The following is a 26,430-nucleotide window of genomic DNA, read 5'->3' as shown; positions in this document are numbered from 1 at the left end:
AAATGTAACAGGAGTGAAAAAGTATGGCCCGTCCAACCAAAGATCGGATAATTGAAAAATTACCTGAAATAAAATTTTTTAAACCAGCGGGAGTCCCCGGACATCAGCTGGAAATAGTAGAGATGACTATGGAAGAAGTGGAAGCCCTGCGCCTAAAAGATGTTAAAGGTTTAACTCAGGCAGAAGCAGCAGAACTGATGAATGTTTCTCGCCCAACTTTTCAGCGGGTATTAACTTCAGCCAGAAAAAAGGCTGCTGAGGCTTTAACCTGTGGTAAGGCAATTAAATTTGCTGGGGGAGATTATCGTCTGGTGAGACCGGGCCACTGTCCGGAATGCGGCAAAAAAATGAGAAGAGGTAGAACTCATCAGCACGGGAAAAATATGTCTAAAGAGAAGTGCCCGGAATGTGATGAGGATCAGGAGGCTTAAAATCCTGAATCTATTAGTGCTTGTTTTAATAATCAAGAGATTATAAATTTAATTGAGTAAATTGCTCTAAGGAGAAGTTGAGTGCACAAAAAGGAGGATTAATTCGATTATGAAAATTAATGTAGACTGGCAGGGAGAAATGGAATTTAAAAATCAACTGCCATCAGGTCATGAATTAACAGTTGATGCAGCAGCAGAAAGTGGAGGGCATAATAAGGGGCCTCGCCCAATGGAATTACTGCTCAGTGGACTGGCTGGCTGTACTGGAATTGATGTTGTTTTGATACTTAAAAAGATGAAAACTGAATTAGAAGACTTTGCAATGGAGGTTGATGCTGAAAGGGCAGAAGAACCTCCGAGGCGATTTACTAAAATTCATATTAAATATAAGTTTAAAGGGAAAAAATTAGATGAACGCAGGGTGGAAAGAGCAATTAATCTTTCGGAAAAAAAATACTGCTCGGCCAGCAACTCTTTAAATGCAGAAATCACTTCAAGTTATGAAATTGAGTCTACAGATTAGATTATGTTAATATATGTTAAATGAAGAAGAATTAATAATTTTAAGTAAATATATTACAGAAAAATGATTGAAATTATTGAATACCCGGATATCCGGGTATTTTTTTTATTTTATCTACAAATTATTGCAGGATTAATTTAAATCTCATTGAATATATAAAGTGAGATTTAAATTTTTAAACATATAATTTTCTAAATACTCTTAATATAAAAGGGAGGATAATGATGATTAATTTAGAAGTCAATGAAAAACAGTTAGAAAAAGCAATTGAACGAGCAAGAGAAAAAAATATAATTCTGCCAACTTTTGAGCAGATGAAAAATCCGGAATTAATTCCGGCTAAAATCAAAGAAAAATTGAAAGATATTGGTCTCTGGGATGTAAACAGTTATAATTTATTCCGCATTAGCTGGAAAAATGAGCCTAAAAAAGATGGGGGTCTTTATGATGGGGTAAATTATATTGAATTCCCTTCCGAATTGACTGGTGTTGATGCCAGGATTTTTGCGGTTGTGGGTAAATGGTTCCCCACTGGTGCACATAAGGTAGGTGCAACTTATGGCTGTCTTGCTCCGCAATTGGTGACCGGACAGTTTGATCCAACCTCCAGTCATGCAGTCTGGCCTTCAACTGGTAATTACTGTCGAGGTGGAGCCTATAATTCTCAGCTTTTGGCCTGTGATTCGATTGCAATTTTGCCAGAAGGCATGAGTAAGGAAAGATTTGATTGGCTGCAGAAGGTAGCAGGTGAGGTAATCCCGACTCCCGGTACGGAAAGTAATGTAAAAGAAATTTTTGATAAAGTCTGGGAACTGCGGGAGACAAGAGATAATATCACAGTGTTTAATCAGTTTGAAGAATTTGGCAACCATCTCTGGCATTATGAAGTTACTGGTTCAGCAATGGAAGAAGTAATTAGAGATGAAATGAGAGATAATGATAATTATTTTGGTTTTTTTGCAACTTCTGGTTCTGCAGGTACCCTGGGAGCCGGAGATCATCTTAAAGATCAGTTCCCTCAGAGCAAAATAGCAGTTGGAGAAGCACTGCAATGTCCAACCATTTTAAGTAATGGTTTTGGTGCTCATAGAATTGAAGGTATTGGAGATAAACATATACCCTGGATTCATAATGTAAAAAATACAGATATGGCAATTGCTATTGATGATGAGCGCACAATGTCTCTGCTGCGTTTATTTAATGAGACAGCTGGAAGAGAGTATTTGATAGAACAGGGAGTTTCAGAAGATTTTGTTGAGAAACTTGAACTTTTAGGGATTTCAGGAATTGCTAATTTAGTTGGGGCTATTAAGATGGCTAAATTTTATGAACTGGATCAGAATCAAATACTGATGACTGTGCTGACTGACTCATTAGAACTCTATACATCCCGTCTGGAAGAAATGAGGGAAGAAAGAGGAGAATATACAAGAGAAAATGCAATTAAAGATTATCACCGTTATCTGAGAGGGATTAATACAGAATATACTCTGGAAATGGGTCTGGAAGAAAGAAGACGGGTGCATAACCTGAAATATTATACCTGGATTGAACAGCAGGGTAGAGATTCTGAAGAACTCAATGCTCAGTGGTATGATTATGACAATTACTGGGGTGGAATTCACTCTCAGGCAGAAGAGATTGACAAATTAATAGAAGAATTTAATCACAAAACAGGTTTATTAGAAGAGCTGTAGAATAATAGTAATTGAGGTGAAGCAGATGAAATATGTAACAGGGCTGCACTGTATTAAGTGTGGTAAAGAGTATGAAGCAGATCCTGAGCGTTATCTCTGTGACGATTGTGAAGATGGGATCTTAGATGTAGATTATGATTATCAAAAAATTAAGGCTGAATGGTCAAAAGAAGATTTAAAAGCAAATCCAGATCAGCGCATCTGGCGTTTTGAACCACTTCTGCCGATTAAGCCGGAGACGGAAAAGCCTAAGCTTGCTGTTGGAGATACACCAGTTTACAATTCTCCAGTTTTGGCTGAAGAGTTTGGAATTAAAAAATTGATTATTAAAGATGATGGCTTAAACCCAACTGCATCTTTAAAAGATAGAGCCTCAGCAATGGCTGTTGTTAAGGCACAGGAGGCGGATGCAAAAACAGTTGCCTGTTCTTCGACCGGTAATGCAGCATCCTCTCTGGCTGGTAATATAGCTTCTATGGGGGGAAGAATGAATGCGGTTATTTTTGTGCCTGACCGTGCTCCTGCAGGAAAGCTGGCCCAGCTGTTAATTTATGGAGCTGATGTAGTTTCAGTTAAAGGTTCCTATGAAGAAGCCTTTTATCTTTCAGCAGAAGCCATTAAAAAGTGGGGCTGGTATAATCGTAATGCTGCCATTAATCCTTATCTGGTAGAAGGTAAAAAAACCGTTTCTTTAGAGCTGGCTGAGCAGCTGGAATGGGATATGCCGGACTGGCTTGTGTTTTCTGTTGGTGATGGCTGTACTATCGCGGGAGCTTATAAAGGTTTATATGATCTAAAACAGATTGGCTTTATTGACAGGATACCCAGGTTACTGGGGGTTCAGGCAGAAGGTTGTGCTCCAATCACTGAAGCTTTTAGGACCGGAGAGGAACTGGAGGTTACAGCTGAGAACACAATAGCAGATAGTATTGCAGTTGGTAAACCCCGAAACTGGTTAAAGGCGGTTAGAGCAATTAGAGACTCAGCGGGAGAAATGATTAATGTTAGTGATGATCAAATTTTAGCTATGATGAGAAATTTAGGTAAAAAGACAGGCATTTTTGGTGAGCCTGCAGGAGTTGCTGGAATGGCGGGACTCAAAAAAGCTGCAGCAGAGGGAATTATTAAGCGAGATCAGAGTGCAGCTGTTGTAATTACTGGGAATGGTTTAAAGGATGTTAAAAATGCCCGTCGTGCAGCCGGTGATCCTATTGAAGTTGAGCCGGATCTGGAAAAATTGACTGCTATTTTTGTCGAACAGGGTGTGACTTAAGATGAGTGATAATATAAGACTTGGACAGAGAATTAGAAAAAAACGTCAGGCTAGAGGTATGAGTTTAAATGATGTAGCAGAGAAGATAAAGAAGACTTCAAGTTATTTAAGTCAGGTAGAAAGGGGGCTTGCCGAACCTTCTATTACTGCTCTGCGGGAGATTGCCAGAGCACTGGAAGTTCCGATTTTCTACTTTTTGATTGAGGAAGAGAATCATAATGCAGTGGTGCGCAAAGATGAACGCAGGATTTTGAATTTTCCCGGTTCACATCTGACCTTTGAACTGCTTTCTCCAGATTTAAATAGAGATATGGAAGTTATCGAGGCAACACTGGAGCCAGGTGCTGAGACAACAGACGAACCTTTAAATCATCTGGGAGAGGAATGTACGATTGTTATGCAGGGGAAGATGTTTATTCAGATTGGTGATCAGGAGTATGAGTTGGAAAAAGGTGACAGCATATACTATAAGGCGAGCTTGCCTCATAAAATTAAGAGTATCGGTGAAGAAGATCTTCATTTCATATCAGCGATTACTCCCCCAAACTTCTAAGTTGTATTAATTAGAAATGAAATAGCATTTGGGTACTTATTATAAATATAATTGACCGGTAATAAATATTAAATTAATGGAGGTGCCAGTTAAGTGATAGAATTTGATCAAATAATGGAAAAAGCTGAAAGCTATCGTTCAGAAATTAGTGCGTTTTTAAGAGATATGATCAGAATTCCGAGTGAAAGCTGTGAGGAAAAAGAGGTAGTTTTAAGAATAAAGGAAGAGATGGAAAAGGTAGGCTTTGATAAGATAGAAATTGACGAAATGGGTAATATCCTTGGTTATATAGGTAATGGAAGCCATGTAATTGCCATGGATGCTCATATTGACACTGTTGGTGTCGGAGATGATTCTCTCTGGGATTATGACCCTTATGAAGGTTATGAAGATGATGAAATAATTGTAGGACGGGGAGCCAGCGATCAGGAGGGTGGAATGGCTTCAATGGTCTATGCCGGAAAGATAATTAAAGATTTAGGCTTAGAAGATGACTATACCCTGATTATTACCGGTACAGTACAGGAAGAAGATTGTGACGGCCTCTGCTGGCATTATATTATAGAAGAAGATGAAATCAAACCCGAATTTGTTGTAATTACCGAACCTTCATCCTGTAATATTTATCGCGGCCACCGGGGCAGAATGGAAATCAAAGTTAGTACTCATGGTGTTAGCTGTCACGGATCAGCTCCAGAAAGAGGAGATAATGCGATCTACAAGATGGCACCAATTATCAATGAATTAAAAGCCCTGCATCCGAATTTAACACCACATGATTTTCTGGGTAAAGGAAGTCTGACTGTTTCCGAAATATTTTACAGCTCACCTTCTCGCTGTGCAGTTGCAGATGGCTGCAGTATCTCAATTGACCGCCGCCTGACTGCAGGAGAAAGCTGGCAGTTTGCTGTCCAGCAGGTTAAAAACTTACCGGCAGTTAATGATGCAGATGCAGAAGTAGAGATGTATAAATATGAAAGACCTTCCTATACCGGTCTGGTATATCCAATTGATTCTTATTTTCCTACCTGGTTGATTGAAGAAGATCATCCTGTCTGTCAGACGACAGTTGAAGCCTATAAAGAATTGTTTAAAGAAGATCCTCTAGTTGATAAATGGACATTTTCCACGAATGGAGTTTCAATAATGGGACGTCATGGTATTCCCTGTATTGGTTTTGGACCCGGTCACGAAGATCAGGCTCATGCACCAAACGAAAAAACATGGAAATCAGAACTGGTTAAGGCGGCTGCAATTTATGCTGTGATTCCAAAGTTATTTGTGGAAAAGTATGCCGATCAGATGCCGGAAGAAACAGAAAATCTTTTAGCTTAGTTTTTAAGGGTGCCGAACAAAAATCAAAGGAGGAATTATAAAATGGAAACTCAATTAAAAGGAAAAGATTTTATTACACTACAGGAATGGACTAAAGATGAAATTGACACTTTACTGGATGTTTCATTTGATTTAAAAAGAAAATTTGCTATGGGTGAACCCACACCATATTTAAGAGATAAAACAGCTTTTTTAATGTTTTTTGAACAGTCAACCAGAACCAGAAACTCAATGGAAGCGGGGCTGGCTCAGCTTGGTGGGCATGCTAACTTTTTAGATACCAGCACTATGCAGGTTTCTCACGGGGAAGTGGCTAAAGATACCGGTATTATTCTGGGAAGTTATGGACATGCCATTGCCTGCCGTAACTGTGTCTGGGAAATTGGTAATAAATATCTGCGCTCTCTGGCTAATCATGCAAAAGTTCCGGTGATGAACTTACAGTGTGACCTTTATCATCCAATGCAGGGGATTGCCGATTTAATGACCATTAAAGAAAAGAAAAAAGAAACTAGAAATTTAAAGGTTTCAATTATCTGGGCCTATGCCACCAGTCATAAAAAGCCTATTTCTGTACCTTTAACTCAGGCTTTACTTTTCCCACGTTATGGTATGGATGTGACCTTAGCCTATCCTGAGGGATATGAGATGCCGGATTGGGTTATCGAACAGGCTCGAGAAAATGCTGAAAAGCATAATGGAACTTTTAAAATTACTCATGATCAGGATGAAGCTTATCGTGATGCTGATATAGTTATTCCGAAAAACTGGGGCAGCTGGGTTACAAATCAGGATGATGCAGTAATTGATGATCTTTTAGAATCAAATAAACACTGGAAGTGTACAGAAGAGAGAATGGCACTTGCTGATGATGATGTAATGTATATGCATGCTTTACCTGCTGACCGGGGTAATGAAGTTGAGGATTCTGTAATTGACGGTGAACATTCAATTGTATTTACTGAGGCTGAAAATAGATTACACACTGCAAAAGCTGTAATGACCCTAACAATGGGTGGTAAGTAAAATAATTTAAAGTACCGGGTACCTGAGGATTATTTCTTTTAAGTATCTGGAGGAGGGAAATACACTTCTAAATATCCTGTGCTATTTATTTAAGGAGGTGCTGTGAAAAAAATTAAAGTAAGAGTATTTGGGCTCTAATTATTGGTCTGATAGGAAGGACTGTCCAGTAGATAATGAGAAGTTTAGCAGTTGTTTAATTGAGTCTTTGATTAAAACTTAGGAGGAGTTTAAATGAAAAAAACATTAATTATTACTTTAATTTTAGTAATGGCGATCACAGCATCCCTAACAGCAATGGCTCAGGATACAAAAGTATTGAAACTCAGCCACTTAAACCCACAGCAGCCAAAAGAAGTTGCTACAGCAGCTATGGCAGAAGTATTTAAATCAATGGTTGAGAGTGGCACCAATGGCAGTATAGAAGTAGAAATTTATCCAAATGGTGTTTTAGGAAATGAAAGAGAAAGTATGGAACAGGTTCAAAGTGGAGTTACTCAAAGTTATATAGCATCTGGTGGAGGAATGGCAACCTTCTATCCAATGTTTTCTATAGTAAATATCCCTTTCTCTATTTCTAATTATTCTGTAGCTTATGAAGTATATGACGGTGAATTTGGTCAGCAAATGTCAGCAGATATTGAAGAAAAAACAGGTTTTAAAGTACTTGGCTTTGGTGAATCGGGAGGGTTTTTCCAGCTGACAAATAGTGAACGTCCGATTAAAACCCCGGCTGATATGGAAGGTTTAAAATTTAGAACAATGACTATTCCAATTCATATGGAATTTATGCGTTCACTTGGTGCTTCACCTACTCCAATTGCCTGGGCAGAACTTTATACAGCTCTCCAGACCGGAGTAGTTGATGGTCAGCATAACCCAATCCCAATTATCAAAATTGGTAAATTGGAAGAAGTGCAGAAGTACTTAACTCTGACCAATCATATGTATACACCTTATGTCTGGGTTTTAAACTCTGACTTCTATTCCTCCTTAACTTCTGAAGAACAGGTTGTGGTTGACGAGGCGGCAAGAGTGGCTAACCTGGCTGGCCGTGGTGTTAACAGATTAATTGAAGCTTCTGATGAGGGTCTTCCTTATTTAGCAGAAGAGATGGAAGTATATAAACCTACAGCTGAAGAAATGCAGATGTTTAAAGATGCTGCAATTCCTGCTTCAATGGAATTTATTGAAGAAGAGTATGGTGAAGAAGGAGCTCAACTTGCTCAGGATTATCTTGATGCAATTGAAGCTGCTCAGGAGAAATTTGGAATGTAAATTAAAATTTAAAAGGGACAGAGTCTCTGTCCCTTTTATCAAGCTGAGGGGTGAGGGAATTGGGAAAGACTAGTATTTTTGATAAACTCGAAAACTTTGGAGATTGGCTGGGGAAAATAACTTTATTTATAGTCATAATTCTAACAGGGATTCTTGTTATTACAGTATTAACCGGAGTTTTTTTCCGCTATATAATTCGCGATTCTTTAAGCTGGACAGAAGAACTGGCCCGGTATTTAATGATCTGGGCAGCTCTACTTGCAGTCAGTGTTGGAATAAAAGACAAAGAGCACGTCGGTATTCAGCTTTTAATTAAACAGTTTCCTCCAATTATAACAAAGTTAATTACCTTTGTTGTTTATGTTATCACCATTGTTTTTTTAACAGTTTTAACTTTTAAGGGTTATCAGGTAGCAGTTAAGGCACAAAATCAGCTTTCACTTGCCCTAAATATTTCGATGTTCTGGCCTTTGATGAGTATTCCTGTTTCTGGTTTTCTGGCAATTATTCAGCAGTTTATTCAGTTGCTTTTGATCTTTAAACCGGGAATGAAAATCTCTGATATTTTAGGAGAAACAGAAGTAGATGAAGCATTACGAGAAGTAAAAGAAGTGCAGATTGAAACAGAAAAAGGTCAGGAGTGATAAAATGCTTGGAACTATAGCTATTACATTTATAGTCTTATTGTTTGCCGGGATGCCAATTGGTTTTACAATCGGTAGTGTGGCTCTGTATGCAATTTATCAGATGGATATGCCGGTTATGTTTAACATGGTACCTCAGAGGTTTTTTGCCGGTCTGGATATGTTTACTCTGATGGCTATGCCATTTTTTATTCTGGCCGGTCAGATAATGAACAAATCTGGAATCACTCACCGACTTGTTAATTTTGCCAATGTTTTAGTAGGGCATCTGAGGGGAGGACTGGCTCACGCCAATATTATTGCCAGTATTTTCTTTGCCGGGATGACTGGAGCAGCTGTTTCTGATACAGCAGCAATTGGTACAATGCTGATTCCGGCAATGGTTGAAGATGGTTATGATAAAGATTTTAGTGCTGCAGTCACTGCTTCTTCTTCAATTATTGGGCCAACAATTCCTCCCAGTAATATGATGGTGATTTATGGTTCTCTAATGGGGGTTTCTATAGCAGGGTTATTTGCTGCTGGTTTTTTACCGGGTCTTTTACTTGGTGGAATGTTAATGATTTTATCCGGATTTATTTCTAAAAAAAGAGGCTATCCTAAAAAAGACAAACGTTCTTCAATTAAAGAGATGGTAGTAGCTTTCTGGGATGCTATTTTAGCTCTTTTAATGCCAGTAATTATTCTTGGTGGTATTTTATCTGGAGTATTTACTCCAACAGAGGCTGCTTCAATTGCTGTTGCTTATGCTTTTATTGTTGGTAAATTTGTTTTTAAGTCTTTAAAGCTAAAAGATATTCCAGAGTTGCTAGAACAGACTGCAAGAACTACAGGAGTAGTATTTTTAATTATTGCTGCTGCTTCAATTCTGGGCTGGATCCTGGCGTCGGAGAGAGTGCCAGAACAAATAGCAAATATGTTTATGCAGATTAGTAATAATAAATATGTAATTTTACTTTTGATTAATTTATTAATGCTAGTTGTTGGGATGTTTATGGATATTGCTGCAGCTTTAGTAATTTTAGGACCAATATTACACCCTCTAGCTGTTAGCCTTGGGGTTCCAGCAATTCAGTTTGGAATTATTATGGTTTTATCACTAAATGTTGCTTTAATGACACCTCCAGTTGGTGCCTGCCTTTTTGTAGTTAGTGGAATTACCAAACTGTCACTTGAACAGATTTCAAAAGCTATCTGGCCCTTTATTGTAGTTGAAATTATTACCTTATTTGCGATTACCTTTATCGAACCTATTTCAATGTTTTTACCGAGATTATTGGGCTTTTAAATAAAAGAATAGAATATTTCTAATTTTAGCTTAAATACTGCCGAAAGTTAAGTTATAATCTTTTAACTTTTAGAGAACTTACTGAAGCTTTAAGTAGTATTTTTGCAGAAATAGTTTTCTAAAAATTTAGAATAATCAGGAGGTGTATACAGCTATAATAATTATAAATTAGAAAAAAATGCTTAATTGAAGAAGGTAAATTATTTTGTTGGGATAATATAATATTAAGACAAAAATAAAAAGGAGAGATTATATGCAGAATAGTATTGAGAAGCAGGAGAATTATGTTGAAGAAGAACCTTTTTATGGCTTAGATGATAATCCGCCTTTAGTTGAAACTTTGTTATTAGGTTTACAGCATATGCTTGCTATGTTTGTTGGTATTATTACCCCACCTTTAATTATTGCCGGAGTTGCTGGTTTAAATGCTGCAGAAACTGGATTCTTTGTCAGTATGGCATTAATGGTTTCTGGAGTTACAACATATATTCAGGTTACAAAGGTAGGTCCTGTTGGGTCAGGATTGCTGGCTGTTCATGGGACTTCGTTTACCTTTGTGCCAATGGCGATTGCTGCAGCAAGTGAAGGGGGTCTCCCTTTAGTACTGGGCATGGGACTCATTACTGCTCCGGTTGAGATGATATTGAGCAGATTTATCAGACAGACCAGAAAAATATTTCCTCCAGTTGTAACCGGGACAGTAGTTATGCTGATTGGTCTTGGTTTAATGGAAGTTGGTATAACAGATTTTGGTGGTGGAGCAGGAGCAGAAAACTTTGGTGCACCTCAAAATTTAATTTTAGGCCTGTTTGTTTTAACGATTATTATTATAGCTAATCGTTTTGGTAAAGGTCTAATTAAAGTTGGAGCAGTTGCTATTGGTCTGATCATAGGTTATATAGTTTCTATTCCTCTAGGTTTAGTTGATATGGCTGAAGTAGCAAATGCCGGCTGGTTTACTATTCCCAGACCCTTTAAATATGGTTTATCATTTCAGTGGAGCCATCTTCTACCCTGGGTTATGGCTTATATTATTACGACTGTAGAATCTATTGGAGATTTAACTGCAGTAGCTGAGGTTTCAGGTGAAGATGTTGCCAGTGAAGAACATATAGAAAGACTCAGTGGTGGAATCATGGCTGATGGTGTTGGTAGTGCAATCGCAGCTGTATTTAATTCTCTCCCTAACTCAACTTTCAGCCAGAACATTGGTGTTATTCAAATTACAAAGGTTGGTAGTAAAGTTGTCGGTATAGCAGTTGCCGGAATTTTATTCTTACTCGGTCTGGTTCCTAAAATTGGGGCTCTGGTTAGTGTAATGCCAAATCCCGTTTTAGGAGGAGCGACAATTGCCCTGTTTGGTATGGTAGCTACTTCTGGAATGAAGATTGTAACCAAGGGTGGATTGACTGATAGAAAGATTTTTATTTTATCTATAGCCCTAAGTTTCGGTCTTGGTGTGACATTTAGACCGGATGTTGTTGCTCAGCTGCCAGCTGTTATTTCAACTGTTTTATCCTCAGGAATTACAGTGGGTGCCATACTTGCAATTGCTTTAAACTTATTACTTCCTGAGAAAGATGAGAAAAAAATCTGTTAATAAAAAGAAAAAATTATGTTAAAAATCTGTTAATTTAAAATATTTTGTTATATAATATAAATAAGAATTAAATATTGTAAATTAGATTTCATGGACTTTCCCCATTTTAACATTTCTCTCAACTGAGATTGAGATAAATGCCGTAACCATACTTGATTTACAGGTTTAGTACTGGCAGTCGAATGCTGTCCGGGCTGGATACTGGTTTTAATCAGGGTTTAGGTTGGCAAAAATGGTGAAAGTCCATCTGTGTTCAGGATGAAGTTTTTCTAATTGAAGATTGTTTTAGATTAAGAAAAATTTTAGCAGTTTAAAGTACAGCCAGACAGAATAAATTTTATTAAATCTTAATTATGGAGGTGCAGTAATGGCTTTTAAACATGTTAATAAAGGTGTCAAAAGAGTTGATGCCTATGAGAAAGTTACCGGTAAGGCCAAATTTGGAGCAGATTTAGAATTTGCTAATATGCTTCAGGCAAAAGTTTTAAGAACTGAATATCCTCATGCTAAAATTCTTAATATTGATACTTCTGAGGCAGAGAAAATGCCCGGGGTAAAAGGAGTATTTACCGCCAGAGACATTCCCAATAATCTTTTTGGAGTAATTGTTCAGGATCAGCAAGTGCTGGCTGAGGAAAAAGTTGTGCTGGCAGGAGATGGTGTAGCAATGGTGGCAGCGGAAAGTGAAAAAGAAGCTGCGGCAGCTATAGAAAAGATAAGAGTTGATTATGAAGAACTGGAAGGGGTATTTGATCCTCTAGATGCCCGACAAGAAGGAGCTCTAAAATTACACCCGGAAAAAGATGATAATCAGGTGATTCATCACCCACTGAGGAAGGGAGATGTAGCTCAGGGTTTTGCAGAGGCAGATGTAATCTTAGAAAGAGAGTATACAACTCAGTTTATTGAACATTCATATCTGGAGCCAGAAGCAGTTGTGGTTGTCCCTAACGAAGAGAATCATCTGGTTTCTGTTTATGGTTCTATTCAGAATCCCTATGCAACCCGAAACGCGGTTTCTTCCGTTCTGGAAGTTGAACTGGCTGAGGTTAGAGTTATTCAAAATCATATTGGTGGTTCATTTGGAGGTAAGGATGAGGTTGTTTCAGCAATGGCTGCCCGGGCAGCAGTTATGGCCCTTGCTACCGGCAGGCCAGTAAAGATGGTTAATTCGCGTGAAGAATCATTTACTGAAAGTTATAAGCGTCATCCTTATCATTTAACATATAAGCTGGGAGCTACAAAAGAGGGAAAGCTAACAGCTATGGAAATTGAAGCTGTTGCAGATAGTGGTGGTTATGCCTGTCAGACTCCCTTTGTAACCTGGCGCAGTGTGGTTCAGGCGACAGGCCCTTATGAAGTTGCAAATGTAAAGACTGATACCTATGGCTATTATACCAATAATCCTTATACAGGGGCTATGCGTGGTTATGGTTCACCCCAGGTGATTTTTGCTCAGGAGTCACTGATGGATGAACTGGCTGAAGAACTTGAGATTTCACCTGTGGAACTGAGAAAGAAAAATATGTATCAGCAGGGCTCAGTTACAGCAAGTGGTCAGAAACTGGACAGACATACTGTTTCTTTAAATGAAGTAATGAATAAAGCAATGGAAGCTATTGATTATAAGAAAAAGTATGAGCAATATTCAAAGAAACAGCCCGGTGATAAAAAACGTGGAATTGGCCTTTCTATTTCCTTTAGAGGCTGCAGCCTGGGGGCAGAAGCAATTGATGCAGCGGCTTCTGTGATTCAGATTAATAAAGACGGAAGTGTAGCAGTTTATAGTGGTCTGGCAGAAAATGGCCAGGGTCTAAAAACTATTTTTTCTCAGATAGCTGCTGAAATCCTGGGTGTGCCAATGAATGAGGTTGAGTTTAAAGAACTGGATACGAGTTTTACTCCAGACAGCGGCTCAACAGTTGCTTCTCGTGCTACCTTAATTGGTGGAAATGCGGTTAAAGATGCTGCTGAAAAATTAAAACAGAGAATAATTGATTTTTCTGCTGATAAATATGATTTAAGTGCAGAAGAACTGGCATTAAAAGATGGTTTTTTATATGATGGCCAGGGTAACAGACTGGCTACTTTTGCTGATTTGACAGGCGAAATGGGCAATAGCGGTATTTTGATGTCAGCTTATGGCTGGTACAAATCTCCTCCAATTTCCTGGGATGAAGAAAAAGGTTGTGGTAACCCTTACTTTACCTATGTTTATGGCTGTCAGATAGCTGAGGTTGAAGTTGATACTGGAACTGGAGAATTAAGTGTAATCAATATGGCTGCAGCTCATGATGTTGGGCGGGCAATTAACCCCGAAAATGTTAAAGGTCAGATTTATGGTGGTGTAATGATGGGGCTTGGTTATGGAATTATGGAAGAACTGGAATTAAAAGATGGAGTTATCCAGGGAACTAATTTTCATGATTATATGATACCGACCATTAAAGATATGCCTGATATTAAACCTGTGATTGTAGAAAATCCTGATCCAGATGGCCCTTTTGGCGCTAAATCGATTGGAGAACCAACATTAGAACTTGGAAGTGCAGCAATAGCAAATGCAGTAGCTCATGCCTCAGGTAAGAGAATTAGGTCTCTTCCCCTTAACTTAGAGCGGGTTTTAATCGGTCGTGCTCTGCATAAGGGAGGTAAATAATAATGGTAGAATATCAATTACTTAGAGCGCATAGTTTGGATGAATTATTAGAAATACTGGACGAAAAAGAGAATGTACAAATTTTAGCTGGTGGAACTGATTTAATGGTTGATCTTCACCATCAGGATGATAAATTTGAAAAAATAGATTATCTGCTCGATATTACAGCTGTTAATGAACTTAAAGGAATTAAACTCGGAAATAAAAAGGGCGAAATTGGGGCACTTACTACACATGCTGAACTGGTAAACAGTCCTGCAATAAACGAAAAACTGCCTTTTATTGCGGCAGCAGCCAGCAGTATTGGTTCAACTCAGATTAGGAACAGAGCTACAATTGGTGGTAATCTGGCTAATGCAGCTGCCTGTGCTGATTCTTTTTCACCATTAATTGCGCTGGAGGCAGAAGTTGTGCTGAGGTCAAAAGGAGGAGCCCGAAAAATTTTACTGGAGGACTTTGTGGAGTGGCCATATCAGACAATAATAAAAGCTGATGAAGTATTAGAAAAAATTATTTTTGCGATGCCAGAAGGTGAATATTACAGCAGCTACCAAAAAATTGGACGCCGCAAAGCTTTAAGTATTTCGAGGATTTCTTTGACTCTTTTAGCTGAGGTAGAAAATGGATCGGTAAAAAAAGCCCAGGTTGCATCTGGTGCTGCAACTCCTTTTCCTGTTCCTTTTAGAAAGGTTAATAAATATTTAAATGGGAAAAACTTTGCAGCAATTAATCCGGTTGAAGCCGGCAATATTGCAGCCGATGAGATGGTAGGTATTACCGGGGAAAGATGGTCAACCCCTTATAAACGGCCTGCTCTAGGGAAACTGGTGGAAAGAGCAGTTGAAGATTTACTTGAGGAGGCAGGATATAATGGCTAAGTTAGATGTAGAATTGAAAGTTAATGGCGAAGATTATAAATTGCAGGTAGGTAGTCAGGAGAGACTGCTGGATACAATTAGGGAACAGTTAAAACTGACTGGAACTAAAGAGGGCTGCAGTGTTGGGGAATGTGGTGCCTGTACGGTGATTGTCGATGATCAGGCAGTTAATTCCTGTATGGTGCTGACAGCTCAGGTTGATGGCAGTAAAATTATTACAGTTGAAGGTTTGGAGTCAAAAAGTGGACTTCACCCCCTGCAGAAAGCTTTTATTGAAAAACAAGCTGTCCAGTGTGGTTTCTGTACTCCGGGAATGCTGATGTCAGCACTGGCTTTATTAAATACCAATCCTGAGCCGAGTAAAGAAGAGATTAAAACAGCTCTGGAAGGTAATCTATGTCGCTGTACAGGTTATCAACAGATAATTGATGCAGTTGAGATGGCTGCCGAGGAATGGGGTGGTTGAGTTGAGCAGAATTTTAATCAAAAATGTTAAAGAAATCATTACAATGAATAAAAATCGGGAGCGGCTTAAAAATGCTGACCTTTTGATTGAAAATGGAAAAATTACCAGAATGGGTAGAGGTATTGAAATTGAAGAAGAAATTGATCGAATTATTAATGGTCGCGATTACTTTTTATTTCCCGGTCTGATTAATCTGCATCATCATTTTTATCAGGCCTTAACCCGTAATCTTCCTGACGCTCAGGAATCAGAACTTTTTGACTGGTTAAAATATCTTTATCCTATCTGGTCCCGGGTTAATCCGGATGCAGTTTACTATTCAACCCTGCTGGCAGCAGGAGAGCTTTTAAAAACTGGCTGTACAACTACCAGTGATCATTTTTATGTTTTTCCAAAATCTCAACCTGATAATTTGATTGATAACCAGTTTGAAGCTGCTAAAGAAATAGGAATTCGCTTCCATGGAACTCGAGGTAGTATGTCTTTAAGTGAAAAAGATGGAGGTCTTCCTCCAGATTCAGTTGTTCAGACTGATGCCGAAATTCTTAAGGATTCCAGAAGAGTAATCGAAAAATATCATGACAGATCTCCTTTTGCTATGCAGCGGGTAGCTTTAGCTCCCTGTTCGCCTTTTTCGGTGACTGAAGAGCTGATGATAGAGTCTGTTGAGCTGGCCCGGGACTATGGCGTTAAGGCCCATACTCATCTGGCTGAAACCAGAGATGAAGAAGAGTTTGTTTTAGAAAAAACAGGTCTTAGACCACTGGCTTATATGGAGAAACTGGGATGGGTTGGCAGTGATATCTGGTATGCCCACGGGGTTCATCTAAATAGTGATGAGCTGGCCCGGATGGCTGAAACTGGAACTGGAGTTTCCCACTGTCCGGTTTCTAATATGAAGCTTTCTTCTGGAGCTGCAAAGGTACCGGAGATGATAAAAAAAGGAGTACCCGTTGGTCTGGGAGTTGACGGCAGTGCCAGCAATGATTCTTCAAATATGATTTTAGAGATGAAGGCTGCCTTTTTGATGCACCGGCTGGTCCACGGGATGAAATCAATTACAGCCGAAGATGTGCTGGCTTTAGCCACCAATGGTGGTCGTGATGTTTTATCTCAGCCGGAAATTGGAAGTCTGGAAGTTGGTAAAGCAGCAGATATGTTTCTGGTTAATTCTAAAAGGCTTGGTTTTGCCGGTGGCTTATATGATCCAGTTTCAGCTATTGTCAATACAGGAGATACTCAGATTGTTGACTATACAATTGTCAATGGAGAGATAGTAGTTGAGGACGGTGAGTTGACTCGAGTTAATGAGGAAGAGATTATAACAAAAGCTAATTCTATTTCTGCTGAGATGGTTAATGGCTAAGAAAGGAGTGGTTTTTTGCTCTTATTAACAAATGGAACAGTGATTACTCATGACCAGGAAAATCGGATTATCAAAAATGGAGCAGTTTTAATAGATGGGGGAGAAATTAAGGCTTTAGGAGAAACTGAGCTTTTAAAATCAAAGTATTCGGAAGCTGAAGTTAAGGATGTAGAGGGTAAAGTAATTATGCCGGGTATGATTAATACCCACATGCATATTTACAGTACTTTTGCCCGGGGGATGGACTTAAAAACAGATCAACCTCCCCGTCATTTTTTAGAAATTTTAGAGAAGATGTGGTGGAGAGTTGACAGTACTCTAAAGGCAGATGATATTTATTTCAGCGCCCTTTATGCATTTTTGACAGGTTTAAAGCAGGGGGTTACTTCTGTTTTTGACCACCATGCAAGCTATGGCCAGGTTAGATACAGCCTCGATTTGATTGCTAAAGCAGTGGAAGAACTCGGGATTAGAGCAGATCTCTGTTACGAAATTTCAGACCGCAATGGTCCAGAGCAGTCTCAGGATTCGATTGCAGAAAGCGAGAACTTTTTGCGCAAGATTAGGGAAAAAAATTTAGATCATTTAAATGGAAGAATTGGACTGCATGCTTCTTTCACCTTAGAGGACGAGACTTTAGAGCAAGTTTCGGCTCTGGCAGATGACCTGGACAGTTCTTTTCATATTCATGTTGCTGAGGGTCAGACTGATTTAGAAGACAGCAGACTTAGAGGTTATAATGGAGCTGTCAGAAGGCTTGATCAGTATAATATCTGGCGGCCGGGAACAATGGCTATCCACGGTGTGCATCTGCAGGAAGGTGAGCTGGAGATTTTAAGAGATAATGATTGTTATCTGATTAATAATCCGGAATCTAATATGGGTAATGCAGTTGGAGCAGCTCCGTTAAAAGAGGCACTTGATAAAGGCTTGAAAGTTGGACTGGGAACTGATGGTTATACAACTGACATGTTTGAGAGTATCAAGTTTGCTAATTTAATTCTCAAACATCAGAATCGGGATCCTCGTCTGGGCTGGACTGAAATTCCTCAAATGGTATTTAAGACTAATGCAGAGCTGGCAACAGAAACTTTTGGGCCCCGTCTGGGAGTTTTAGAAGCAGGAGCAGCTGCAGATATTATTGTGGTGGATTATAAATCACCGACTGAGATAAATAGTGATAATACCTATGCGCATATTTTATTTGGAATCAATGGTGGAATGGTTGATACGACAATTGTAAAAGGAAGAATTTTAATGGAAAATCGGGAGGTGCAGGTAGTTGATGATGAGAAAATCACCCATGAAACAGGAGAGCAGGCAGACGATTTCTGGCGTAGATTTTAAAGAATATTTTCAGCCAGAAAGTATTCAAAAAGCTCTAGAAATTAGGGCAGAATATGGGGATCAAATTGAAGTAGCTGCAGGTTCGACAGATTTACTGGTTGCAAATTACGAAAAATTGCACGAAATTAAATACTGGCTGGATCTGGTTAAGCTGGATCAACTGAAAAAAATTGAGGTTATAGATAATGAGCTTCATATTGGAGCAATGGTAACTCATTTACAGCTGATGAAGTCAGACTTAATTAAGAAAAATCTGGCAGTGCTGGCTGCAGCAGCTGAAGATGTTGGTTCACCGCAGATCAGAAGTCGAGGAACAATTGGTGGTAATATATGTACTTCTTCTCCGGCAGGCGATCTCTTAGCTCCACTGTTAAGTTATGGAGCCAGTTTTAAACTGCAGAGTACAGAAGGAGAACGAATTGTAAAAGCAGAAGAATTTTTTACAGGACCAAAAAGAAATTCAATGGAAACAGACGAACTTTTAACTGAAATTATAATTCCACTTACAGATAATAAAAGAGAAGGTTCCTGGATTAAAGTTGGACGGAGGAAAGCACTTGTTATTTCTACTTTAACTCTGGCTGTTGTACTGGAATTTGAAGGAGAAAAAATTGTTAAGGCAGGTATTGCAATGGGTTCAGTGGCTCCAACCCCGGTCAGACTGAAGGGAATAGAAGCCGTAATGGTAGATCAGAAACTTACAGATCTGGATTATAAAGCTCTGGGTAGAGAAGTTAAAGCAAGTATTAATCCGATTGATGATTTAAGAGGAACTAAAGAATACAGAGAAGATGTTGCAGTTGATGTGATGGTTAGAGCTTTAAAAGAGATAGAAAGGAAGGTGAGCAGCTGATGCAGATTACTTTAACAGTTAATGGAGAGCAAAGAGAGTTGGAAGTTACTCCCTATACCAGGCTGCTCGACTTATTAAGAGAAGATCTCGGTTTGACAGGAGTCAAGGAGGGCTGTGGCAAGGGCGAATGTGGTGCCTGCACAGTTATCATGAATGGAGAATTAACTGCTTCCTGTCTGGTACCTGCACCTCAGGCAGATCAGGCTGAGATTATAACAGTAGAGGGTTTGGGCACCAGGGATAATCTACATCCAATTCAGGAATCATTTGTAGAAGCAGGTGCAGTACAGTGTGGTTATTGTATTCCAGGAATGGTGCTGGCTGGTAAAAGACTTCTGGATGAAAATCCCAAACCAACAGAAAAAGAAGTTCGCTATGGACTTTCCGGTAATATTTGTCGCTGTACAGGTTATGCTAAGATTATCGATGCCGTAATGCTGGCAGCAGATAAACTTGCTGTTGAAGGAAGTGATAGTAATGACTGATCAAAGTAAGAGAATTAAAGATTATTTTTGCAAGCATACAACCCGCTGTACAATAGAGGGAGTAAAAAAGAGTAAGCGTTTTGTCGGCCATGATGTCCTTAAAGCAGATGCCTGGGATAAGGTAACAGGTGATGCAGTATATCCTGATGACATCAGTTTCGATGATATGCTATACATTAAAATTAAACGGGCAGTTCACCCACATGCAATTTTAAAAGATATTGATATTTCTCGAGCCAAAAAGGTTCAGGGAGTAGTTGATATCATAGTTGCCGAAGATATTCCTGATGTCAGACAGTTTGGTTTAATTATTCGTGATCAACCGGTTTTAATTGCCCCAGGAGAAAAGATGCGCTATATGGGAGATGCTCTGGCAATTGTAGTTGCCGAAACTAAAGAAGCAGCCAAAAAGGCCAGGGATTTAATTAAAGTTAAAGTTGAAGAATTAGAAGTGATCACTGATCCGTTTAGAGCTATGGAAGATGATGCTCCAAATATTCATCCTGATGGTAATATTGTAATAACTCACCATTTAAATCGTGGTGATGTTGATACAGCTTTTAAAGATTCAGCAATAGTAGAAGAAAATCGCTATCAGACTCAGTTTATTGATCAGCTGCCGATGCAGAATGAAGCTGGGGTTGCTCTTTATGATGAACGCCATGGGGTTGTTGATATCTGGGCTGCAACTCAGTGGCTGCATGATACTCAGGCTGATGTGGCTCAGTCTCTAAGATTATCAAAAGATCAGGTTAGAATTATTCAGCCTACTATTGGTGGAGCCTTTGGAAAAAAAGAAGATGTTTCGGTTCATATTCATCTGGCAATTGCGGCCATGAGGACAGGAAGACCGGTCAAACTCTGTTTTACCAGAGAAGAATCAATGATTACCCAGTCGAAACGGCATCCAATTACAATTATAAATAAAACAGGTGTAGACAGGGATGGTTACTTAACTGCCTGGGAAACTAAATTTATTGGGGATACGGGAGCCTATGCCTCAAGTGGACCTGCAGTTGTGCATAAAGGAATGTACCATGCTACAGGACCATATAACTGTCCCAATTTACGTGGAGTTTCTCATGCGGTTTATACAAATAACACCTATGCCGGTGCAATGCGTGGTTTTGGTACTGCCCAGGGAGCTTTTGCTTATGAACAGCAGATGGATATCCTGGCTCATAAATTAAATATGGATCCAGCTGAATTTAGACTCAAAAATATTTACAAAAAAGATTCAATTACTCCTAACGGTCAGCAGCTAACTCACAGTGTAAATGCTGAAGAAACAATTAAACGAGTGATGGAGCTCAGTGACTGGAAAGGAGGCAGAAAATAATGAAAAAATTTGGACGCGGAATGGCAACAATTATGTTTGGATTTGGTTATGGCGAGGGTTTTCCTGATCATTCAATTGCTTCGATTGAAATTAAAGAAGATGAGAGAATAGTTATTAGAACAGCGGCAGCAGATGTCGGACAGGGAGTTATTACAACAGTAATTCAAATTGCTGCTGAAATTTTAAGGATCAATCCTAATTATTTCGAAGTTGTTCAGGGTGATACCCATAAAACAAAAAATTCTGGCTCAACTTCTGCCACCAGACAGACTTATTTTACCGGGAATGCAGTTAAAAAAGCTGCCGAAGATATGCTGGCTAATCTTTATCACTATGGAAGTCTTGAATTTCGCAGCAATCATCCCGAAATTGCAATTGAAGATGGAAAAATCTATATGTATGATGATCCTGATGACTATATAACTTACTGGGAAATGGCTGAAAGAGTTAAAGAAAGAGGCGAAAAACTGGAAGCAGAGGGGAGCTTTTTCCCGGTGACTTATAGTCCTGATGAGAATGGTCAGGCTGATAAAGTTTATGTTGCCTATACTTTTCTTTCTCAGGTGATTGATATTGAAATAGATACTGATACCGGTATAATTGATCTTTTAGATGTTTATTCTGCTATTGATTTAGGAAAAGCAATTAATCCTAAAAATGTGGAAGGACAGATTGAAGGTGGAACTGTACAGGGGCTGGGAATGGGAATGATGGAAGATCAGGTTATCCGTAATGGTAAAACCTTAAATGCAGGCATGACTGATTATCTTGTGCCGACAAGTGTTGATGTACCTAAATTTAAACACTATCTGGTTGAAGAAGAAGATTCCGAAGGCCCATTTGGAGCAAAGGGTGTAGGAGAGCCGACTTTGATTGCGGCAGCACCAGCTCTGGCAAATGCAGTTTATGATGCAATCGGTGTTAGATTTTTTGATCTACCAATTAGTCCTTCTAAAATTAAAAAGGCTTTAAAAGAAAAGGAAGAAAATAGCTGATGACTAATAATTATCTAATTACTGGAGAAAAAGGGGTTGGCAAATCATCACTGCTGACCCAGCTGCTCCAGCAGGTGGATCTAAAAATAGCAGGTTTTGCAGTTGCCAGAATTAGGGCCAAAAATGGAAAGCCATTAGTATTTAAACTAAATCAAGCCTCAGAATTGATGGAAAAAGGGGCTGCTGCTTTAATTAAAACTGCAGAAACTGATTTTTCAGCAGCGGAGCTTGTAGCCCGGGATCAGCAGGAGGCAAAAAGCTGTCAGGAAACCTTTGCACTTTTTGAAGGTGCTCCAAAAACGTTAAATCTTTCAGCTGCAGCAGGTGATTCACTTAAGCTTTTAAGACATCAAAAAATTTTCGCCTATCGTGAAGTTACTTCTGATAATTTTAATATCCAGACTGATGTTTTTAATAACTTAGGTTTTGAACTCCTGGACCAGTCGGGTGAGATTGTTGTAATGGATGAATTGGGGCGATTTGAACTGAAAGCAGAAAAATTTCAGAAAAAAGTATTTTCTTTGCTTGATTCAGAAAAAATTGTCATCGGAGTTATAAAAAATGAATCAAACCCATTTCTGGATAGAATTCGCCAGAGAGATGATCTAAAAATTTATGAATTAACAGCATCAAACCAGGAGCAGAGAAGAAAAATTTTAGTTGATATTTTAGAAAATTTAAAAAATAATAATCAAGATAAGCTTTAACATTAAATAAAAATAAATAGGAGAGTGGAAAAAATGGCTGATATAAGTGTTAAACTATTTGATCTGACTTTAAAAAATCCGGTGATGCCGGCAGCTGGCCCACCAATCAAAGATGCAGAAATGGCTAAAAAAGCTAAAGATGGAGGAACAGGAGCAATTGTAACTAAAACAATTTCTACTGAAGCAGCAGAAGTGCCAAGGCCTAATATGGCACAGACCCGCGGTGGATTTATGAATACAGAACTCTGGTCAGAAATGGGACCCGATCACTGGCTCAAAAATGAATATCCTCAAATTAAAGAATTAGGTTTACCGGTAATAGTCGGGCTTGGCTACAGTGCAGAACAGATTAATGAGCTGGTAAAAAAGACGGAGCCTTATGCAGATGCTTTTGAGCTATCTACACATTATTTAGGCAGTGATACTTCACCAGTTGTAAAAAGTATTAAGGCAGCTAAAAAAGCTACTGATAAGCCTGTTATGGTCAAGTTAAGTCCACAGATTGATATTCCTAAATTTGCAAAAGCTGCCGAAGAGGCAGGAGCCGATGGTCTTGTTTTGATCAATTCTTTTGGCCCAACACTTGATTTTAATATTGAAAGCGGAAAACCACTAATGGGTAGTGAAGATGGTTACGGATGGCTTTCGGGTGAAGCAATTTTCCCACTTGCCTTAAGAGCTGTTTTTCAGGCTGTAAAAACGGTTGATATTCCGGTTCTTGCAGTTGGTGGAATTTCCACTGGAGAAGATGCAGTTAAAATGATAATGGCAGGAGCCAGTGCGGTTCAGACCTGTACAGCTGCTATACTTAAAGGCCCTAAAATTTATGGTAAAATTGCTAAAGAAATTAATGATTACCTGGAAGAACATGATTATGATAATTTGGATCAGATTAGAGGTCTGGCTCAAAAAGCAGCACCAGAAAAAGCCAATTACAGGACGAAAGTTCCAGAGATTATTAGAGAAAGTTGTACCGGTTGTCGCCTCTGTATTACCAGCTGTGTTTATGATGCAAATTATCTAGACGATGACAATAAAATTGTAATTGATGCAGCTAAATGTGCTGGCTGTGGACTATGTGTAACTCGCTGTAATTTTGATGCCTTAAAACTGGCTTAATAAAGAAAGAGAAAGGGGGGAGCTTATCTTGAAACAGGAAATATTAAGGCAGGCTCGCGGTCTGGTAAAGGCAGATAAAGTGTTTAAAAATGCAGTAATCGTAGACGTTTTTAATGAAAGATTGATTGAAAACGATATTGCAGTTGCAGATGGGATTATTATTGGAATTGGTGATTATGAAGGAAAAGAAGAAATTGATTTAGGAGGGAGAATTGTTACTCCTGGTTTGATTGATGCTCATCTGCACATTGAGTCTTCGATGACCAATGTAGATGAATTTGCCCGAGTGATTATTCCCAGAGGAACTACTACAATTGTTGCTGATCCTCATGAAATTGCAAATGTTGCTGGTCTGACAGGAATTAAATATTTACTTAAAGCTGGAAATGCTCAACCCTGGAATTTTAATTTAATGCTTCCTTCCTGTGTTCCGGCATCAAAATTTGAAAATTCTGGTGCAGAATTATCGGCAGCAGATTTAAAGACTTTAATTGACGAAAAAGGAATTTTTGGTCTGGGAGAGGTAATGGACTTTCCCTCAGTAATTAATGGTGAGTCTGGAATCTGGGATAAGATTGAAATGGCTGCTGATTTATTTAAGGATGGTCATTCGCCAGGGCTTTCAGAAAAAGATTTGAATGCTTATTTACTGGCAGATATTGAAGCTGATCATGAAGCTACAACAGCTGCTGAAGCAATTGAAAAAGTGGCTAAGGGAATGTATATCATGATTAGAGAGGGATCGGTAACCAGAGATCTAGTTAGTCTGCTGCCAGCGGTCAACAGCAGTAATTCTTCTCGTTTTATGTTTGCAACAGATGACAGACATCCAGGAGATTTAATAAAAGAAGGACAGATTGACTTTGCAGTTAGAAAAGCAATACAGTATGGGCTCTCACCTTTGAGGGCGGTTAAGCTGGCAACCATTAATGCTGCTCAGGCACTGGGAATTAAAAAAATCGGTGCTGTTGCTCCAGGATACAGAGCAGATTTGCTGGTTTTCGATAATTTAAGAGAATTTGCTGTAAAAAAAGTTTACAAAGATGGCCGCCTGGTGGCTGAAGATGGTACTCTGTTAAAGTCAATTGATGATAAGATTTCACTTGATAAAGACGATTTTATGAATAAAGATATTGAAGAAAAAATTTTCAATTCGGTTAGAATTGGCAATATTTCAGAAAGTGATTTTCGTCTGCCTGCAGCTAAGAAATATCGGGTAATAGAATTAATTAAAGATCAGGTAGTAACAGGAAAATCAATTTATCACACAGAGGCAGAATATGATGACGAACCACCTGCAATTGAATTAATTGGACACAATTTGGTTAAGTTGGCGGTTGTAGAAAGACATCATCGAACTGGCAATGTTGGTCTGGGACTTTTGCGTAATTTTGGCCTGCGTCGGGGAGCAATTGCGACTTCTATTGGTCATGATGCTCATAATATTGTTGTGGCAGGGTTGGGAGCTAGAGACATGGAACTTGCAGTGCGTGAGATTGAAAAAATGCAGGGGGGATTGGTAATAGTTGTGAATGGAAAAGTAGAAGCGACCCTCCCACTACCAGTTGCAGGGTTAATGGCTGTTAAGTCGGTTAAAGAAGTAGCAAATCGTTTAGAGAAGATGCGTGAAATTGCAAATAGCCTTGGTGTCAATCGTGATGGGCCATTTATGACTTTATCTTTTATGGCATTAACGGTTATTCCTGAGTTGAAATTAACTGATCAGGGACTATTTGATGTTAGTAAATTTGAAAATGTTGAGTTAATTATAGAATGATTTAAAGCCTGTTTAAAATAATCTATTTATGTATTTTTATGGTCTGAATTCAAAACTTTATTGACAAGCTGCTTAAGTTTATCTATAATAATAGATGGAATTAAAGTCAGATCATTATTTTTAAAATATATAAATATTTCAGCTTAAAATTAAATTTTAAATAGGCCTCGTATAATTGTGATGATATGGTTCACAAGTTTCTAGTGTCAGCCGATAACTGACAACTATGAGGGAAATAAATTAATCTAACTGCTTTTTAATTGGAAAAAGTTTATTTAATTGTAGAGATGTTTTTAGGTAGAAAGCAGGAGATTAGTTTATACATGGAGCCCATGTTTTATCTTTCGGATTTAACCCGGGAAGGTAGATTCCTCTTAGTTGAGGTATCTATTTTCTCGGGTTTTTTGTTATTATTTATATAATGGCCTAATGCTGAGCCGACCACGCGTCTTATAATGAAGGGCAGTGTGACGGCCTCGATGGCCTAATGCTGAGCCGACCACGCGTCTTATAATGAAGGCTCAGTGAAGAAAGGTGGTGAAAACTTTAATTTTAGTTTTTAGATATCTAGAAAAATAGGTGTTTGCAAAATAGGCAAAGAAAATAGTGAAAAACTGTAAGTGATGGGTTTAGTTCAATTTTTAGATTTAAAAAAATTGAATAAGGAAATGTTCTAATAAAATTAGACATGACAAAATGAACCTATGAATACAGGTTTTAAAAAAGATATTAAAAGATTTAAATTCTAAGCAATTAGTGATCTTAAAGATTTAATATTTTCTGGTTTACCCATT

24 protein-coding genes and 1 riboswitch are annotated in these 26,430 nt (G+C 38.6%); all 24 genes read left to right on the top strand.

The window, feature by feature from the left end; genetic code table 11:
• The first annotated feature begins 23 nt into the window (after nt 1-23).
• The 24 genes from DFR80_RS00115 to DFR80_RS15160 all read left to right on the top strand — a co-directional run bounded on the left by DFR80_RS00115 (nt 24) and on the right by DFR80_RS15160 (nt 26,058).
• Nucleotides 24-431: a DUF134 domain-containing protein gene (locus DFR80_RS00115; protein WP_076545783.1), complete on the top strand. Its 408-nt coding sequence runs from the start codon at nt 24-26 to the stop codon at nt 429-431.
• 109 nt (nt 432-540) lie between these two features.
• Complete coding sequence (locus DFR80_RS00110) at nt 541-954, top strand: OsmC family protein (protein WP_076545784.1); 414 nt, start codon at nt 541-543, stop codon at nt 952-954.
• 224 nt (nt 955-1,178) lie between these two features.
• Nucleotides 1,179-2,651 (top strand): pyridoxal-phosphate dependent enzyme, encoded by a 1,473-nt coding sequence (locus DFR80_RS00105; protein WP_114488859.1) that lies wholly within the window; start codon nt 1,179-1,181, stop codon nt 2,649-2,651.
• Nucleotides 2,652-2,676: 25 nt separating this feature from the next.
• Entirely contained in the window at nt 2,677-3,924 is a 1,248-nt protein-coding gene (locus tag DFR80_RS00100) for a threonine synthase (protein WP_114488858.1), read from the top strand.
• A gap of 1 nt (nt 3,925) precedes the next feature.
• Entirely contained in the window at nt 3,926-4,477 is a 552-nt protein-coding gene (locus DFR80_RS00095) for a helix-turn-helix domain-containing protein (RefSeq protein WP_076545787.1), read from the top strand.
• A gap of 93 nt (nt 4,478-4,570) precedes the next feature.
• Entirely contained in the window at nt 4,571-5,812 is a 1,242-nt protein-coding gene (locus DFR80_RS00090; protein ID WP_199505737.1) for a YgeY family selenium metabolism-linked hydrolase, read from the top strand.
• 42 nt (nt 5,813-5,854) lie between these two features.
• Nucleotides 5,855-6,838, top strand: a complete 984-nt coding sequence (locus tag DFR80_RS00085; protein WP_076545788.1) for an ornithine carbamoyltransferase — start codon at nt 5,855-5,857, stop codon at nt 6,836-6,838.
• 231 nt (nt 6,839-7,069) lie between these two features.
• Entirely contained in the window at nt 7,070-8,113 is a 1,044-nt protein-coding gene (locus DFR80_RS00080) for a DctP family TRAP transporter solute-binding subunit (protein ID WP_114488857.1), read from the top strand.
• 59 nt (nt 8,114-8,172) lie between these two features.
• Nucleotides 8,173-8,757 (top strand): TRAP transporter small permease, encoded by a 585-nt coding sequence (locus DFR80_RS00075; protein ID WP_076545790.1) that lies wholly within the window; start codon nt 8,173-8,175, stop codon nt 8,755-8,757.
• Nucleotides 8,732-10,045 carry a TRAP transporter large permease gene (locus DFR80_RS00070; protein WP_199505736.1) on the top strand — a complete coding sequence of 438 codons (1,314 nt, stop codon included), beginning with the start codon at nt 8,732-8,734 and terminating at the stop codon, nt 10,043-10,045. Before DFR80_RS00075 ends, DFR80_RS00070 begins: the two co-directional genes overlap by 26 nt.
• A gap of 253 nt (nt 10,046-10,298) precedes the next feature.
• Complete coding sequence (locus tag DFR80_RS00065; protein ID WP_076545792.1) at nt 10,299-11,645, top strand: uracil-xanthine permease family protein; 1,347 nt, start codon at nt 10,299-10,301, stop codon at nt 11,643-11,645.
• A 367-nt stretch (nt 11,646-12,012) separates the two neighbouring features.
• Nucleotides 12,013-14,304, top strand: a complete 2,292-nt coding sequence (locus DFR80_RS00060; RefSeq protein ID WP_114488856.1) for a xanthine dehydrogenase family protein molybdopterin-binding subunit — start codon at nt 12,013-12,015, stop codon at nt 14,302-14,304.
• Between the two features lie 2 nt (nt 14,305-14,306).
• The gene (locus DFR80_RS00055; RefSeq protein ID WP_076545794.1) at nt 14,307-15,182 is read left to right on the top strand and encodes a xanthine dehydrogenase family protein subunit M; all 876 of its coding nucleotides are present in this window, start codon (nt 14,307-14,309) and stop codon (nt 15,180-15,182) included.
• Entirely contained in the window at nt 15,175-15,648 is a 474-nt protein-coding gene (locus DFR80_RS00050; protein WP_076545795.1) for a (2Fe-2S)-binding protein, read from the top strand. Before DFR80_RS00055 ends, DFR80_RS00050 begins: the two co-directional genes overlap by 8 nt.
• 1 nt (nt 15,649) lies before the next feature.
• A complete protein-coding gene (locus tag DFR80_RS00045) occupies nt 15,650-17,014 on the top strand; it encodes an 8-oxoguanine deaminase (RefSeq protein WP_076545796.1) in 1,365 nt (454 codons plus the stop codon).
• Between the two features lie 15 nt (nt 17,015-17,029).
• Nucleotides 17,030-18,361 carry a putative aminohydrolase SsnA gene (ssnA, locus tag DFR80_RS00040; protein WP_076545797.1) on the top strand — a complete coding sequence of 444 codons (1,332 nt, stop codon included), beginning with the start codon at nt 17,030-17,032 and terminating at the stop codon, nt 18,359-18,361.
• Nucleotides 18,318-19,214, top strand: a complete 897-nt coding sequence (locus DFR80_RS00035) for a xanthine dehydrogenase family protein subunit M (RefSeq protein WP_233493631.1) — start codon at nt 18,318-18,320, stop codon at nt 19,212-19,214. The genes ssnA and DFR80_RS00035 overlap by 44 nt, the downstream gene beginning before the upstream one ends.
• Nucleotides 19,214-19,699, top strand: a complete 486-nt coding sequence (locus tag DFR80_RS00030) for a (2Fe-2S)-binding protein (protein WP_076545798.1) — start codon at nt 19,214-19,216, stop codon at nt 19,697-19,699. The genes DFR80_RS00035 and DFR80_RS00030 overlap by 1 nt, the downstream gene beginning before the upstream one ends.
• On the top strand, nt 19,692-21,038 hold the full coding sequence (locus DFR80_RS15535; protein ID WP_084566210.1) for a xanthine dehydrogenase family protein molybdopterin-binding subunit: 1,347 nt from the start codon (nt 19,692-19,694) through the stop codon (nt 21,036-21,038). Before DFR80_RS00030 ends, DFR80_RS15535 begins: the two co-directional genes overlap by 8 nt.
• Nucleotides 21,038-22,033, top strand: coding sequence for a xanthine dehydrogenase family protein molybdopterin-binding subunit (locus tag DFR80_RS15530; RefSeq protein ID WP_076545799.1), 996 nt, complete (start codon nt 21,038-21,040; stop codon nt 22,031-22,033). The genes DFR80_RS15535 and DFR80_RS15530 overlap by 1 nt, the downstream gene beginning before the upstream one ends.
• Nucleotides 22,033-22,740 (top strand): nucleoside-triphosphatase, encoded by a 708-nt coding sequence (locus tag DFR80_RS00015; protein ID WP_076545800.1) that lies wholly within the window; start codon nt 22,033-22,035, stop codon nt 22,738-22,740. Before DFR80_RS15530 ends, DFR80_RS00015 begins: the two co-directional genes overlap by 1 nt.
• 33 nt (nt 22,741-22,773) lie before the next feature.
• Complete coding sequence (locus DFR80_RS00010; protein ID WP_076545801.1) at nt 22,774-23,859, top strand: 4Fe-4S dicluster domain-containing protein; 1,086 nt, start codon at nt 22,774-22,776, stop codon at nt 23,857-23,859.
• 28 nt (nt 23,860-23,887) lie between these two features.
• Nucleotides 23,888-25,636: an adenine deaminase gene (ade, locus tag DFR80_RS00005; RefSeq protein WP_233493629.1), complete on the top strand. Its 1,749-nt coding sequence runs from the start codon at nt 23,888-23,890 to the stop codon at nt 25,634-25,636.
• A gap of 147 nt (nt 25,637-25,783) precedes the next feature.
• Nucleotides 25,784-25,883, top strand: a riboswitch (purine riboswitch).
• Between the two features lie 13 nt (nt 25,884-25,896).
• Complete coding sequence (locus tag DFR80_RS15160) at nt 25,897-26,058, top strand: hypothetical protein (protein ID WP_158537659.1); 162 nt, start codon at nt 25,897-25,899, stop codon at nt 26,056-26,058.
• The last annotated feature ends 372 nt before the right edge of the window (nt 26,059-26,430 follow it).

The organism is Halanaerobium sp. ST460_2HS_T2 (genome assembly GCF_003337665.1).
GTDB lineage: Bacteria > Bacillota > Halanaerobiia > Halanaerobiales > Halanaerobiaceae > Halanaerobium > Halanaerobium kushneri.
The sequence above is the reverse complement of the archived record's forward strand: the minus strand, read 5'-3'. Positions and strand labels throughout refer to the sequence as shown.

Excerpts from the sequence above, each read along its gene's own strand:
- DFR80_RS00010 (WP_076545801.1), top strand. The coding sequence starts at position 22,774 with ATGGCTGATATAAGTGTTAAACTATTTGATCTGACTTTAAAAAATCCG.
- DFR80_RS00030 (WP_076545798.1), top strand. The coding sequence starts at position 19,214 with ATGCAGATTACTTTAACAGTTAATGGAGAGCAAAGAGAGTTGGAAGTT.
- DFR80_RS00095 (WP_076545787.1), top strand. The coding sequence starts at position 3,926 with ATGAGTGATAATATAAGACTTGGACAGAGAATTAGAAAAAAACGTCAG.
- DFR80_RS00100 (WP_114488858.1), top strand. The coding sequence starts at position 2,677 with ATGAAATATGTAACAGGGCTGCACTGTATTAAGTGTGGTAAAGAGTAT.
- DFR80_RS00015 (WP_076545800.1), top strand. The coding sequence starts at position 22,033 with ATGACTAATAATTATCTAATTACTGGAGAAAAAGGGGTTGGCAAATCA.
- DFR80_RS15535 (WP_084566210.1), top strand. The coding sequence starts at position 19,692 with ATGACTGATCAAAGTAAGAGAATTAAAGATTATTTTTGCAAGCATACA.
- DFR80_RS00035 (WP_233493631.1), top strand. The coding sequence starts at position 18,318 with ATGAAACAGGAGAGCAGGCAGACGATTTCTGGCGTAGATTTTAAAGAA.
- DFR80_RS00060 (WP_114488856.1), top strand. The coding sequence starts at position 12,013 with ATGGCTTTTAAACATGTTAATAAAGGTGTCAAAAGAGTTGATGCCTAT.
- DFR80_RS00105 (WP_114488859.1), top strand. The coding sequence starts at position 1,179 with ATGATTAATTTAGAAGTCAATGAAAAACAGTTAGAAAAAGCAATTGAA.
- DFR80_RS15530 (WP_076545799.1), top strand. The coding sequence starts at position 21,038 with ATGAAAAAATTTGGACGCGGAATGGCAACAATTATGTTTGGATTTGGT.
- DFR80_RS00065 (WP_076545792.1), top strand. The coding sequence starts at position 10,299 with ATGCAGAATAGTATTGAGAAGCAGGAGAATTATGTTGAAGAAGAACCT.
- DFR80_RS00110 (WP_076545784.1), top strand. The coding sequence starts at position 541 with ATGAAAATTAATGTAGACTGGCAGGGAGAAATGGAATTTAAAAATCAA.
- DFR80_RS00050 (WP_076545795.1), top strand. The coding sequence starts at position 15,175 with ATGGCTAAGTTAGATGTAGAATTGAAAGTTAATGGCGAAGATTATAAA.
- DFR80_RS00115 (WP_076545783.1), top strand. The coding sequence starts at position 24 with ATGGCCCGTCCAACCAAAGATCGGATAATTGAAAAATTACCTGAAATA.
- DFR80_RS00055 (WP_076545794.1), top strand. The coding sequence starts at position 14,307 with ATGGTAGAATATCAATTACTTAGAGCGCATAGTTTGGATGAATTATTA.
- DFR80_RS00080 (WP_114488857.1), top strand. The coding sequence starts at position 7,070 with ATGAAAAAAACATTAATTATTACTTTAATTTTAGTAATGGCGATCACA.
- DFR80_RS00085 (WP_076545788.1), top strand. The coding sequence starts at position 5,855 with ATGGAAACTCAATTAAAAGGAAAAGATTTTATTACACTACAGGAATGG.